The following is a 12,926-nucleotide window of genomic DNA, read 5'->3' as shown; positions in this document are numbered from 1 at the left end:
TCACATGCTCATCATGCGAGATTCGTTATGTTGTTGTCAGGCGGGCATATGCGGCCGCTTATAGATGCGCGAACAACGAAAATTCAGCGCGAATCAATATGCAACGAAGATCGTGACACGCCGGTTTCGCGCCCGCGCGGCAGTATCGTCCCCCGCGACGAGCGGTTGCGTATCGGCCCGCCCGATCGCCGCGAGCCGGTGCGGGGCGACGCCGCGCTCGGTCAGGTAGCGCACGACACTCCCCGCGCGCGCCGACGACAGCTCCCAGTTCGATTCGTATTTCGCGTTCGCGATCGGCACGCTGTCGGTATGCCCTTCGACGAGAATGTCGCCGGTCGCGTGATCGCTCAGTGCCTGCGCGATCTGGTTCAGCACGGGCGACGAATCAGGCAGCAGGCGCGCATCGCCTACGTTGAACAGGATCTTCGCGTCGATGCCGATCTCGACGCCATGCGGCGCTTTCACGAGCGAGATCCGGCCGTTCGACTTCAACGTATCGAGCAAGGCGAGCCAGGGCGGCGAGTGCTCAAGCGTCACGGCAGTAACGGCTGATGCACTCGCGGCGCTTTCGGCATGCCGCGCGAGCGTCTGGTAACGCGCATCGAGCGCGTTGTATTTCGCGAGCTGGAGCACGTACAACGCGAGAAACAGCACCATCAGCGTCGTGATGAGATCCGCGTACGAAATCAGCCAGCGGCCGGATTGCGCGCCTTCGAGTTCGTCGTCGTCGCGATCGGCGGCGGATGCACCGTCAGTTCGAGCAGTCATGCTGTTGGAAGTCCGGGTTCGTCGTACGACACACGCCCATCACGCGAGCGATTCGACCGCGCGCCCACGCACGTCACCGGTCAGGCGCGTCTCGATCGTATGCGGCGACTCCTTGCGCGAAATCGCCAGCAATCCATCGAGATACAGCTTGCGAAACCGCAGTTCGCTGTCGATCTGCGCGCGCAGCTTGCCGTAAAGCGGCAGGAACACGAGGTTCGCGAGCGCCAGCCCGTATAGCGTCGCGATGAACGCGACCGCGATGCCCGGCCCGAGCTGCGCCGGTTCGAGAATATGGCTCGTCACCTGCACGAGCCCGAGCACCGACCCGAGAATGCCGAACGTCGGCGCATAGCCGCCGGCCTGCTGCCACACGCGCGCGGCGGCGAGGCGGCTGCGTTCGTAGGCATCGAGTTCGCGCTGCAGAGCGTCCTCGAGCACGGCGGTCGACACACCGTTCGCCAGCAGTTCGAGCCCGCGGCGCGCGAACGGATGGATGCCGCTCACGTCCATCGATTCGAACGCGAGCAGCCCGTCGAGCTTCGCGCGGTCGCCCCATTCGAGCAGGTCGGACAGGTTCTTGCGATCGACTTCGCGCGCGCGGACGAACGCGAGCCGCAGTTGTTTCACCGCGTCGAAGAAGCGCGCCCAGGTGTTCTGGATCATCACCGCGCCGAGTGTGCCGCCGAGCACGATGACAAGCGCCTCGAACTGGAACAGCATCGAGAAATGCCCGCCTTCCAGCGCGAAGCCGAACACGATCGCCGCGCCGCCCAACACCACGCCGGCCAGAGTCAACAGATCCATGCGCGCCTCCTCGTCAAGCATCCGATGCCGACGCGACAGGCGCAGTGCCGGCCGCCGGCGCCTTCGCCGCGCGTACGGCATCCAGCACGCGCCGCTCGATGTCCTCGATCTCGACCGGATCGAGCTTGAGCTCGCGGCGCATCACCCACGACACCTCGTTGCGCCGCGCCTCGGTCATCACGGAAAACAGCTTGTCGGCCACCGCGCGATCGTCGAGATTCGCGATCAGCTTCGCGAGATCGTAGGTATCGAACGCGCTGATGACGTCGAACAGCGTGCGCTGGTCGATCGACACGAGATCCTCCAGCGCGCGCACCTCTCCACGTCGCGCATTGCGCCGCGAGAAGTACGTCACCCCCTTCTGTTCGACGTAACTGAGCACCTTCGATTTGCGGAACGCGAACAACTCGTCGGCAATCTCGCCGTTCGACAGCTTGTTGAGCAGCATCGTCTTCTCGACACCGATCAGCGCTTCGAGATCGGCCAGCTCGATGAGTTCGAGTTCGCTGTTGATCGACAGGTCGAGATCGTGATCGGCCACCTGCTGCGCGCGATCGATCACGCGCGCGGCGTCGAACGTGACGACCTGGCGCGCATCCGACGACGCAGAATAGTCGACCGCTCCGCCCGCATGGTCCGCCTGCGCCGCCTCGATCGTGACGAGATTGAGCTTCTCCATGCGTCGCAGCATCGCGAGCACGTGCGGCCGCGAGTGGCCGGCGATCGCGCGGCATTTGCGGATCACGTCGGCGAGCGGCACCGAGGTTTCGGCCGCGTGGGCCTGCATCGGCCGGCGCGTCCACGCGTCGCCGCCATCGCGCGCTTCCGCGCCCGCCATCAGCGCCAGCACATGCGCATACGACAGCACGCCCGGCATGAAGTCGGCATGCGTGTAGGTGGCGAGCTGGTCGTCCTTGCGCTTCACGCGACGGATCATTGTTCGCACGATGTGGCGCAGCAGCGCCGACACGCGCTCGATTTCCTCGTCGAGCATGCCGGCCGGCACGACAGTCAGCTGACAGAATGAAAGGGCCTTCGCGGTATGGGCACGCGGCTCGGCCGCGAGCAGCGCCGATTCACCGAAGAACTCGCCGCGGCCGAGCGTCGCGACGACGACGCGCTTGTCGTCACATCGCGTGGACAGCTCGACCTTGCCGTCGGTGATCAAGAAGATGACGGGCTCACCCGCAAAGCCCTCGGAGTAAATGATTTCCCCGGGCGCCGCTGTACGCGTCCACGATTGCTGACGATTCACGTCGATTCCCCTGCTGCGCTGATTTTTTCGGACTGCGCGTCGCACGTCGAAAGCATGTGATCGCGAGTCATCCCCGTGACTCGTTTACGTCATCGGGCTCAACATCCTTTAGGGAATTCGTCCTCGCTTCGAACCGAAATCAAGGTAAAACGTTTGCGGGTTGCGCAGCCACACCGAAAAGCATTTCGATGCCTGCGCGTGTAGTGCAATTGAAAGCGCCGGGCGGACCCGTGCGTCAGAACTCCATATCGAGTTCGTCGATGTCTTCGTGCTCCGCCTTCGCCGCATCGATCCATTCCATCACGAACGGATGCGCGAGCACCTGCATGCAATACTCGGCGATATCGGGTTCCAGTTTCACGTCGTAGGTCAGGAAGCGCGTGACGACCGGCGCATACATCGCGTCGGCGATGCCGATCTCCGCACCGAACAGCCAGGGGCCGCCGTACGCCGCCAGGCACTCGCGCCAGATCGTCACGATTCGCTCGATGTCGTGCTGCGCGCGCGACCAGATGCGGAAGCCGGGGAAATGCGCGCGCAGGTTCATCGGCAGCGCGGAGCGCAACGCGCTGAAACCGGAATGCATCTCGCCGCAGATCGACCGGCAATGCGCGCGGGCCCTCCGGTCTTCAGGCAGCAGCCGCGCCTGCGGCCGGATTTCGTTCAGGTATTCGGCAATCGCGAGCGTGTCCCACACCGTGTTGCCGTCGTGGGTGAGGCACGGCACGAGAATCGACGGCGACAGCAACAGCAACTCCGCGCGCGACGCGGCGTCGATCGGCACGCTGACCGTCTCGAACACGAGCCCGCTCAGCTTCGCGAGCAGCCAGCCGCGCATCGACCACGACGAGTAATTGCGGCGGCTGATGGTCAGCGTCGTCTGTCCTCCGGTGACGTCCATGTCGCTCCCCTGTTCAAAACCGTTCGTGCCCCTGCACCGAAAACAGACGCCGTGTGGCGTCACCCGCACCATGCCGGTGCCGCGCATTCGCCGAACTGGCGCAGCGCCGCACGCAGTCGCGTCACGTGCCGCACGACAGGCCGGCCGGGCAACGCCTCGCGTGCGGCTGCCGTGTGTCGCATGCAGCCTGCGTCGCCGCGCTCCTGAACCGCGTGCAACGCGCGTGCCAGCCGCAGGCTGGCACATCGCTTGCCTCGTTTAACGCAACGCAGCACAACGAGCGACAGCCATGAATCTGCTTGCCTATCCGTTCTATCAATGGTCTGCAGAATGCACGCGCCCGGCGCGCGCATGGGCCGCCGCCGCACGCGCGACGATGTCGCTATGGCCGCCCTCCACCGCGACACCGACCGGCCGCATGCTCGACGCGCTGTGCGAACTGCTCGAATGCTGCGCGTTCTCGCATCGGCGGCCGCCGTTCGGCATCGCGTCGATCGTCGTCGACGGCGAAACGGTGCCGATCGTCGAGGAAGCCGCCGCAGCCACGCCGTTCGGCACGCTGCTGCATTTCCGCAAGGCGTTGCCGGTCGCACGCCAGCCGCGCGTGCTGATCGTCGCGCCAATGTCCGGGCATTTCGCGACGCTGTTGCGCGGCACGGTACACACGATGCTCGCCGACCACGACATGTACATCACCGATTGGCACAACCCGCGCGACATCCCGCTGACGGCCGGACGGTTCGGCTTCGACGAATACGTCTCGCACGTGATCGACTTCATCCACCAGATCGGCCCGGATGCGCATGTGCTCGCGATCTGCCAGCCGACCGTCGCCGCGCTCGCGGCAGTCGCGTTGATGGCTGCCGGCGGCGATCCGGCGCAGCCCGCGAGCCTGACGCTGATGGCGGGCCCGATCGATTGCCGCGTGAATCCGACGAAGGTCAACGCGCTCGCGACGAGCCAGTCGATCGAATGGTTCGCACGGAACCTGATCAGCGTCGTGCCGGCGGGCTTCGTCGGTGCGCAGCGCTGCGTGTATCCGGGCTTCGTGCAGGTCGGCGCGTTCATGTCGATGAATCCCGATCGCCACGCGGCGTCGTTCGCCGACCTGTATTACGAGCGCGCGAAAGGCGACCCGGCAAAAGCCGACACGCTGCGGCACTTCTACGACGAATACTTCGCCACCGCCGATCTCACCGCGGAGTTCTATCTGGAAACGGTCGAGAAGGTGTTCCAGCAATACGCACTCGCGCGCGGCGAGCTGACGGTCGGCGATCGGCTCGTCGAACCGGCGGCGATTCATCGCACCGCGCTGTTGACGATCGAAGGCGAGAAGGACGATATCTGCGCGGTCGGCCAGACGGTGGCCGCGCAGGAGTTGTGTTCGGGGTTACCGCCGTACCTGAAGACGCATCACGTGCAGACGGGCGCGGGCCACTACGGCGTGTTCAATGGCAGCCGCTGGGAAAAGCAGATCTATCCGATCGTGCGCGCGACGATCCACGACAACGAGCCGTACGATCGCACTGCCGGTGCGGAAGACAACGCGGACGGCACGCACTACGTGACGCTGCGCGCGCTGCTCGACGCCCGCGCAGCCGCGCACGATGCAGCGCCCGACACGCAATCGCAGCTCGCCCACTGAAGCCGGACGGCGCTGAAAATGAAACGCCCCGCCGGGGGTGGCGGGGCGTGAGGTGGTGCAGTGTTCGGACGACGCGCGAGGGAGCGGCTCGCGCGTCAGTCTGCGTTACGAACAGGCCTTGCCGTGCGACGCGTGGTAGCCCTTCGCCTTCGCGTCGGCTTCCGACATGTAGCTGCCGTGCTTCGTCTTGCCGTAGTACTTGTCGGTCGAGCAGTGATAGACCTTCGTGCTGTCGTTCGCCCACACCTTGCCCGCGCCGCCGCCCGGCGCTGCCGCCGCGGTCGTTGCTGCCGCGCTCTTCGCCGGCGCGGTGCCGGATGCAGGGGCTGCGGAGGCTGCCATGGCCGGCGCTGCGGCCGGTGCGCTGGCGGCTGCCGCCGACGATGCGCCGTACCAGGTCTTCACACCCTTATGGCCCGCACATGCGCCCTTCTTCGATGCGCCCGAGTAGAACGAGCCGTCCTTGCACAGACCGGTCGTGCCGGCCGGCGCGCTGGCCGGAACCTGCGCGAACGCACCGATCGACATACCCATGCCGGCGACCAGCGCGGCGATCAACATCGTCTTTTTCATAGTCCTCTCCTGATTTGCCTGAATGATGCATGCGTTCCGGGTTTCCCCGGGAAAGTCGCGGTTACCGCACCCAGCGGCACACGCGATGGTGGTGATGATCGAAATGACACACACGGTGCGAATGCGCTTCGGCCAGTGCCGGAGCAAGAACGGCACATGCCACTGCGGTGGCCGTCAGGATCTTCGCAATGCGCTTCATGAAACTCTCCCGGGTAACCCAACCGGTGATCCGGCTGTACCTCCTTAACGCCGGACGTCGACAGGCCGTGCACCGCATCCACGCACAATTGACGATCTTTGACATCGCGGCGCCGTCAACGCATCGAAGCTGACGAATGTCTTTCTTTTCTTTCCGGATCTTCAGCTTCGCGACCATTCGGAATTCGAAAGAATGTGACGCGGGGAAAGCGGATCGCACGGAAACCTCCGTGGAAGGCGCAACAAAAAACCGCCCGAGGGCGGTTTGTCACAAACAGGCGGACGGATGATGCATGCGGCAACACCGCGCAGCTACGCCCCCGCCTCACCCCACGGCGTCGGCGGCGGCACCGCGCACGGCCCTTCGACGTCGATCGACTTGAAATCGGCAGGCCCGACGATCTCCAGGTACTCCATGTCCGGCGAGTAGTCGAACAGGTAGTGGACGATCCCCGGCGCCTGATGCACGCAGTCGCCGGCCGCCACCAGCGTCTCCTGCTCGCCGTACATGAAACGCGCCCAGCCCTTCAACATGATCACGATATGGAACTCGGCCTCGTGGCGGTGCCAGCCGGTGCCCGTCTCCGGTGCATGATTCGCCCGGACGAGTTGCGCGACGACCTTGCCGTTCGTCGCGGCCGCGATACCGAGATCGCGATAGAGGAAGAAGTCGCGCAGGCCTTCGCCGCGATACGCGGTGTCCTGGGGCTTCACATGGGAAAAGGCGGTGGTGGTGGGTGTGCTCATCGCGGTGCTCCTTCGTCGAAGGGATCACATGCGACAAGCATTTAGCGTTCCAGGGTGCGGCGTCCCGGGCAGTCCGCGACGCCGCCTGCCTGCTTACTTCAGCCGCCCGGACAGAAACTGCCCGAGCCGTTCGCTCTTCGGATTCACGAGAATTTCCTGCGGATCCCCTTCCTCCTCGATCTTCCCCTGATGCAGGAAGATCACGTGATTCGACACGTTGCGCGCGAAGCCCATCTCGTGCGTGACGACGACCATCGTGCGGCCTTCCTCCGCGAGCTTCTGCATCACCTTCAGCACTTCGCCGACGAGCTCCGGATCGAGCGCCGACGTCGGCTCGTCGAACAGCATCACTTCCGGCTCCATCGCGAGTGCTCGTGCAATCGCCACGCGCTGCTGCTGGCCGCCCGACAGGTGCGACGGATACATGCCCTCGACACGCGGCGCGAGGCCGACCTTCTCCAGGTACTTGCGCGCCCGCGCGATCGCTTCGTCCTTGCCGACGCCGAGCACGGCCATCGGCGCTTCGATGATGTTCTCGAGCACCGTCATGTGGGCCCACAGGTTGAAGTGCTGGAACACCATCGACAGCTTGGTGCGCATCCGCTGCAGCTGCTTCTGGTCGGCCACGCGCAGCGAGCCGTTGCGGTCGCGCGTGGTCTGGATCGGCTCGCTGCCGATCGTGATCTGCCCCGAGCACGGCTGCTCGAGGAAGTTGATGCAGCGCAGGAACGTGCTCTTGCCGGAGCCGCTCGAGCCGATGATGCTGATCACGTCGCCGGCCTTCGCCTTCATCGACACGCCCTTCAACACCTCGTTGTCGCCGAACTTCTTGTGCAGGTTGTCAACGGTAAGCTTGTACATGCTGGGTCCTTCCTTGCGAATCTTGCGAATGCGTTAATGGCCGCGCGGCGAGAGGTACGCGAGCCAGCGCGTCTCGAGCTTGCGGAACGCCCAGATGAGCGTGAACACGACGACGGCGTACAGCACGGCCGCGATGCCGTAGGCCTGGAACGACATGTAGGTTGCCGAATTGACGTCGCGCGTGACCTTCAGGATGTCGGGCACGGTCGCGGTGAACGCGAGCGTCGTCGCGTGCAGCATCAGGATCACTTCGTTGCTGTAGCTCGGCAGCGAGCGGCGCAGCGCGGAAGGCAGGATGATCCGCGTATAGAGCTTGAAGCGCGACATCCCGTAGGCCATGCCGGCCTCGATCTCGCCGGCCGACGTCGCCTTGATCGCACCCGCGAAGATCTCGGTGGCATACGCGCATTCGTTCAGCACGAACGCGAGCAGCGTGCAGTTCATCGCGTTGCGGAAGAACGTGTCGAGCAGCACGTGGTTGTGCACGACCTGCAGGCTGTAGATGCCCGTGTAGCACATCAGCAGCTGCACGTAGAGCGGCGTGCCGCGGAACACGTACGTATAGAGCCACACCGGGCCGGAAATCCAGCGGTTCGACGATGCGCGCGCGATCGCGAGCGGCACGGCGAGCGCGAAGCCCAGCGCGATCGACACGACCAGCAGCCACAGCGTGATCGCGAGACCGCTGAAGCGGTAGCCGTCGGTGTAGAGATAGCTTTGCCAGTACTGGCTGACGAGTTCGATCACAGTGCGAGCCTCCGGACGCCGACGGAATAACGCTTCTCGAGGTGATGCAGCACGACGTTGGAGACCGTCGTGATCGCGAGGTAGATCGCGCCTGCAGCCAGCGTGAAGAAGAAGAAATCGAGCGTGCTCTTGCCCGCGTCCTGCGACGCCTTGACGACGTCGGCGAGGCCGATGATCGACACGAGCGCGGTGGCCTTCACGAGCACCTGCCAGTTGTTGCCGATGCCGGGCAGCGCGAAGCGCATCATCTGCGGGAACAGGATGCGGCGGAACACGCGCCAGCCGCTCATCCCGTACGCGAAGCCTGCTTCGAGCTGGCCGCGCGGCACCGCGAGGAATGCGCCGCGGAACGTCTCCGTGAAGTACGCGCCATAGATGAAGCCGAGCGTGATGACACCGGCCACGAACGGGTCGATGTCGATCTGGTCCCAGCCGAGCATGTCGGTGAAGTGGTTCAGCAGGATCTGGATCCCGTAAAACAGCAGCAGCATCAGCACGAGGTCCGGCACCGCGCGGATCAGCGTCGTGTAGAAGGTGCCGATCGACTTGAGCACGCGGTTCGTCGACAGTTTCGCGCTTGCGCCGATGAGGCCCAGCACGAGCGACGCCGCGAGCGACAGCACCGCGAGCTTCACGGTTTCCACCGTGCCGGCCCACAACAGCGGGCCAAATCCTTGGAAGATCATAGGAGGGATCCAGAACGATGTGGCTGGATTGTCAATAGCCATTACCCGGGTATCAAACGATATCTACGCACTACCTGATGCAACCTGCTCATCAAGTCGGACGCGTCACGCGAAGCGGGCCGCACCCACGACAGCCGCGGCGCGCACCGCAACCGATGCGCTCCGCATGGAAGATCAGCCGCCGTAGACGTCGAACGCGAAGTACTTCTTCTCGAGCTTCTTGTACGTGCCGTCCTTGATGATGTCGGCGATCGCGTGGTCGATCTTCGCCTTCAAGTCGGCATCGTCCTTGCGCAACCCGATGCCGGCGCCGTTGCCGAGCGTCTTCGGATCGTCGATGTCCTTGCCGGCGAATTCGAAGTTCGCGCCGCGCGGCGTCTTCAGGAAGCCGATGTCGGCCTGCACCGCGTCCTGCAGCGCCGCGTCGAGACGGCCCGACATCAGGTCCTGGTACACGCCGTCCTGGTTCTGGTAAGGCACGACCTGCACGCCCTTCGGCGCCCAGTAGGCCTTCGCGTAGGTTTCCTGGATGGTGCCCTGCTCGACGCCGACCGACTTGCCCTTCAGCGATTCGGCCGTCGGCTGCAGGTTCGCGCCCTTCTTCGTGACGAGGCGCGTCGGCGTGTTGAACAGCTTGTCGGAGAACGCGATCTGCTCGGCGCGCGCCGGCGTCATCGACATCGACGACAGCACGCCGTCGAATTTCTTCGCCTTCAGCGCGGGAATCATCCCGTCGAAGTCGTTCTCGATCCACACGCATTTCGCCTTCAGGCGGGCGCAGATCTCGTTGCCGAGATCGACGTCGAAGCCGACGACCTTGCCGCTTGCGTCCTTCGATTCGAACGGCGGATAGCTGGCGTCGACGCCGAACCGGATCGTCGACCAATCCTTGGCGTGGGCACCGACCGCGATGCAGGCAAGGGCAATACTGAGCGCGAGTTTCTTCATGGCGTTCCTGTCAAAGGCGAACTGGGCGAGGGTCCCGTCGGGCGGCGCCGCCGCAAACCCTTCCAACCCGGAGACCGCCCTTTCCGGCGACGCCCCAAGTTGTACATACAACTTTGCCCTTTCAGCGGGTGCGCCAGCAATCCGTGTTTATCTCTAGTTGTCGGCGGATTGTTTAACGAATGTGAATTTTCCTTTATCTTCAATTAATTACGAATTACAAAAAACTAAACAACAGCTTTCTCCAGACGGTCGCACGCCGCCGTGAGCCGGCTTTCACTTGTCTAGACCTGGCTACGCCGCACCGCGCGGCCCGTCCGCCATCCCGACCGTTTCCAGACCGACCAGCCGGTAGCCGAACTGCAATTCCGTCAGCAGGTGCCGCGGGCGCGCCGGCACCGGTTCGAGCTTCTGCCGCAGGTTCGTCATGTACACGCGCACGTAATGCGCGCGGTCGGCATCATGGATGCCCCACACCTCCGCCAGCAATTGCCGCGCGGCGATCACGCCGCCCCGCGCGCGAATCAGCGCGGCGAGCAGCCGGAATTCGAGACGCGTCAGGTGGACCGGCTCGCCGCCGCGAGCGACTTCGTGCTTGCCGAGATCGACGGTCACGTCGCCGAACCGCACGATCGACGACGATTGCCCGTCGGCCGACACGAACGCCGCGCGCCGCAACTGCGCGCGTGCCCGCGCGAGCAGTTCGGGCACGCCGAACGGCTTCGGCAGGTAATCGTCCGCGCCCGCATCGAGCGCCGCGACCTTCTCCACTTCCTGCTGCCGCGCCGACAGCACGATCACCGGCACCGTCGACCACTCGCGCAGCTCGCGGATGAAGGTCTTGCCGTCGTCGTCCGGCAGCCCGAGATCGACGATCACGAGATCGGGCTTGCTGCTCGACGCATACATCCGCGCCTCGCGGGCCGTCGACGCCTCGCAGGTGTCGAGCCCCTCCTGTTCCAGCGCCATCCGCACGAAACGGCGGATGTCCGATTCGTCCTCGACGATAAGTACGCGCGATCTGATCATGTCCGGCTCTCGTGTTCGATATCGGGTGGCGCGCCCAGTGGCAGGCGAATCTCGAACCGCGCGCCGTGCGGATCGAGCGGCACCGCGCGGATCGAGCCGCCGTGCGCGTTGACGATGCTGCGGCACAGCGCGAGCCCGAGCCCCACGCCGCTGATCGACGATTCCTTGCGTTCGCGCTCGAACGGCTCGAACAGCGGCTCGGTGTTGCGCGCGATGAAGCCGGGCCCGTCGTCCTCGACGAATACGTACAGCGTTTCGCCGAACACGCGCGCCCGCACCGCCACGACCGCGTCCGTGCCCGCGTACTTCGACGCGTTGTCGAGCAGGTTCATCAGCACGCGCTCGATCAGCAGCGCGTCGACGTCGATCAGCGGCAGGTCGGCCGGCAAGTCGGTGCTCACGTCACGGCCAGCCAGCACGCCGGCCGAATGCGCGAGCGCGCTGCCGACGATCTCGTCGAGCATGTGCCATTCGCGATTCAGCCGCACGCCCTCGCTCTGCATGCGCGCGAGGTCGAGCAGGTTCACGACGAGCCCGTGCAGCGCCTCGGCCTGGTTGCGGATGCCGTGCGCGAGCGCGGCCGGCTGGCCGTCGGCCAGCCGCTCGGGCCGCTCCAGTGTCTCGGCCAGCCCGCGGATCGCGGTCAGCGGCGTCTTCAGATCGTGCGACACCGCCGCAAGCAGCGCGTTGCGCAGCCGCTCGCCTTCGATGCGGACCAGCGTGTGCTGCGCGACGCCGACGTAGTGCACGCGTTCGAGCGCCATCGCGATCGACGAGCACAGCGCGTCGATCAGGCGGCGATCGTCGGGGTCCGTGGGGACCGGCTGCGCGTCGCCGAACAGCACGAGCACGCCGCGCACGCGCATCGGCGCCTTCAGCGGCAGGTACTGCGCGGCCGCGCGCTCGAACGGCGGCAGCCCGCACCCGGCGCCACGCGCATTCTCGTAGACCCAGCGGGCAATCGGTGCTTCGACGAACCGGGCGTGCTGCGCCGGCATCAGCTGGTCGTCCGCATCCGGCAGCACGAGTGCGACGCGCACGCCGAGCAGCGGCGCGATCGTGCCGGTGCAGATCGAAGCGATCTGCTCGGTCTCGATCGCCGCCGACAGGTCATGCGCGACCCGGGCCAGCGCCGCCGAACGCTTCTCGTTCGCGCGTGCGGCCCGCGCCTCCGCACGCAGGCGCGCCGCGAGCTGGCCGATCGCGAGCGCGACGGCCAGCATCAGCGCGAACGTGAACACGTACTGCGTATCGGACACCGCGAACGACAGCCTCGGCTCGACGAAGAAGAAGTCGAAGCAGCCGACGCACACGAACGCGGCCCACGCGCCGGCGAGCCGCCCGAGCCGCAGCGCGATCAGCACGACGGTCATCAGGAACAGCATCACGACGTTCGACAGGTCGAACACGCGCAGCAGCGCGCTGGCCGCCAGCGTCGCCAGCGCGCACACGAGCGTGGCGAGCAGCAGCGGCACCGCGTACCGCGACACCCATACGTGCGTGCGCGGGTGCGCTTCGCGCACGGCCAGTGTCGGCTGTGTGTCGGGCCCGGCGCCCGCGATGCGGTCGGCCAGCATCGCGCACGCGCGCAGCACGCCGCGCCAGCGGTCACGGCGCACGCCGTCCCCGCTGCGGCGGGCGGCGGTGTCCCGCGGCCCCGTTGCGCGTCGATTCGCTTCGCTCACGTTCACATTCACATCCATGATCGCTTCCGGCAATTGAAACGCCGAACGGCCCCGCTCACGCCATGCAGGCGTGAGCGGGGCC

General features: G+C 65.6%; 14 protein-coding genes. 1 reads left to right on the top strand and 13 read right to left on the bottom strand.

Annotated elements, in window-relative coordinates; all coding sequences use genetic code 11:
• Positions 1-93: 93 nt before the first annotated feature.
• The 4 genes from CFB50_RS22140 to CFB50_RS22125 form a co-directional block, all read right to left on the bottom strand.
• The gene (locus tag CFB50_RS22140; protein ID WP_089447259.1) at positions 94-768 is read right to left on the bottom strand and encodes an OmpA/MotB family protein; all 675 of its coding nucleotides are present in this window, start codon (positions 766-768) and stop codon (positions 94-96) included.
• Between the two features lie 39 nt (positions 769-807).
• Complete coding sequence (locus CFB50_RS22135) at positions 808-1,572, bottom strand: flagellar motor protein (protein WP_089447258.1); 765 nt, start codon at positions 1,570-1,572, stop codon at positions 808-810.
• Positions 1,573-1,585: 13 nt separating this feature from the next.
• On the bottom strand, positions 1,586-2,827 hold the full coding sequence (locus CFB50_RS22130; RefSeq protein WP_089447257.1) for a cyclic nucleotide-binding domain-containing protein: 1,242 nt from the start codon (positions 2,825-2,827) through the stop codon (positions 1,586-1,588).
• A 235-nt stretch (positions 2,828-3,062) separates the two neighbouring features.
• A complete protein-coding gene (locus CFB50_RS22125; protein ID WP_089447256.1) occupies positions 3,063-3,728 on the bottom strand; it encodes a glutathione S-transferase family protein in 666 nt (221 codons plus the stop codon).
• A gap of 289 nt (positions 3,729-4,017) precedes the next feature.
• Here CFB50_RS22125 and CFB50_RS22120 point away from each other — a divergent pair, with 289 nt between their 5' ends.
• Positions 4,018-5,373 carry a polyhydroxyalkanoate depolymerase gene (locus tag CFB50_RS22120; RefSeq protein WP_089447255.1) on the top strand — a complete coding sequence of 452 codons (1,356 nt, stop codon included), beginning with the start codon at positions 4,018-4,020 and terminating at the stop codon, positions 5,371-5,373.
• A 105-nt stretch (positions 5,374-5,478) separates the two neighbouring features.
• Here CFB50_RS22120 and CFB50_RS22115 read toward each other — a convergent pair whose 3' ends face one another.
• From CFB50_RS22115 to CFB50_RS22080, 9 genes are all read right to left on the bottom strand, one after another.
• On the bottom strand, positions 5,479-5,946 hold the full coding sequence (locus tag CFB50_RS22115; RefSeq protein ID WP_069250966.1) for a DUF3761 domain-containing protein: 468 nt from the start codon (positions 5,944-5,946) through the stop codon (positions 5,479-5,481).
• Positions 5,947-6,007: 61 nt separating this feature from the next.
• Positions 6,008-6,145 carry an HHHH-motif protein gene (locus tag CFB50_RS40135; RefSeq protein ID WP_167347852.1) on the bottom strand — a complete coding sequence of 46 codons (138 nt, stop codon included), beginning with the start codon at positions 6,143-6,145 and terminating at the stop codon, positions 6,008-6,010.
• A gap of 311 nt (positions 6,146-6,456) precedes the next feature.
• Positions 6,457-6,891, bottom strand: coding sequence for a cupin domain-containing protein (locus CFB50_RS22110; protein ID WP_089447254.1), 435 nt, complete (start codon positions 6,889-6,891; stop codon positions 6,457-6,459).
• Between the two features lie 93 nt (positions 6,892-6,984).
• Positions 6,985-7,752, bottom strand: a complete 768-nt coding sequence (locus CFB50_RS22105; RefSeq protein WP_089447253.1) for an ABC transporter ATP-binding protein — start codon at positions 7,750-7,752, stop codon at positions 6,985-6,987.
• Between the two features lie 33 nt (positions 7,753-7,785).
• Positions 7,786-8,499, bottom strand: a complete 714-nt coding sequence (locus CFB50_RS22100; protein WP_011355969.1) for an ABC transporter permease — start codon at positions 8,497-8,499, stop codon at positions 7,786-7,788.
• Positions 8,496-9,185: an ABC transporter permease gene (locus tag CFB50_RS22095; RefSeq protein ID WP_089447252.1), complete on the bottom strand. Its 690-nt coding sequence runs from the start codon at positions 9,183-9,185 to the stop codon at positions 8,496-8,498. Before CFB50_RS22095 ends, CFB50_RS22100 begins: the two co-directional genes overlap by 4 nt.
• A gap of 174 nt (positions 9,186-9,359) precedes the next feature.
• Positions 9,360-10,133 (bottom strand): ABC transporter substrate-binding protein, encoded by a 774-nt coding sequence (locus tag CFB50_RS22090; protein WP_011355971.1) that lies wholly within the window; start codon positions 10,131-10,133, stop codon positions 9,360-9,362.
• A gap of 291 nt (positions 10,134-10,424) precedes the next feature.
• Complete coding sequence (locus tag CFB50_RS22085; protein ID WP_089447251.1) at positions 10,425-11,159, bottom strand: response regulator; 735 nt, start codon at positions 11,157-11,159, stop codon at positions 10,425-10,427.
• A complete protein-coding gene (locus CFB50_RS22080) occupies positions 11,156-12,862 on the bottom strand; it encodes a DUF4118 domain-containing protein (protein WP_089447250.1) in 1,707 nt (568 codons plus the stop codon). The genes CFB50_RS22085 and CFB50_RS22080 overlap by 4 nt, the downstream gene beginning before the upstream one ends.
• Positions 12,863-12,926 lie beyond the last annotated feature (64 nt).

Source organism: Burkholderia sp. AU33423, assembly GCF_002223135.1.
Taxonomy (GTDB): Bacteria; Pseudomonadota; Gammaproteobacteria; order Burkholderiales; family Burkholderiaceae; genus Burkholderia; species Burkholderia lata_D.
Note: the sequence above shows the minus strand (reverse complement) of the source record. Positions and strands in the feature narration are given on the sequence as shown.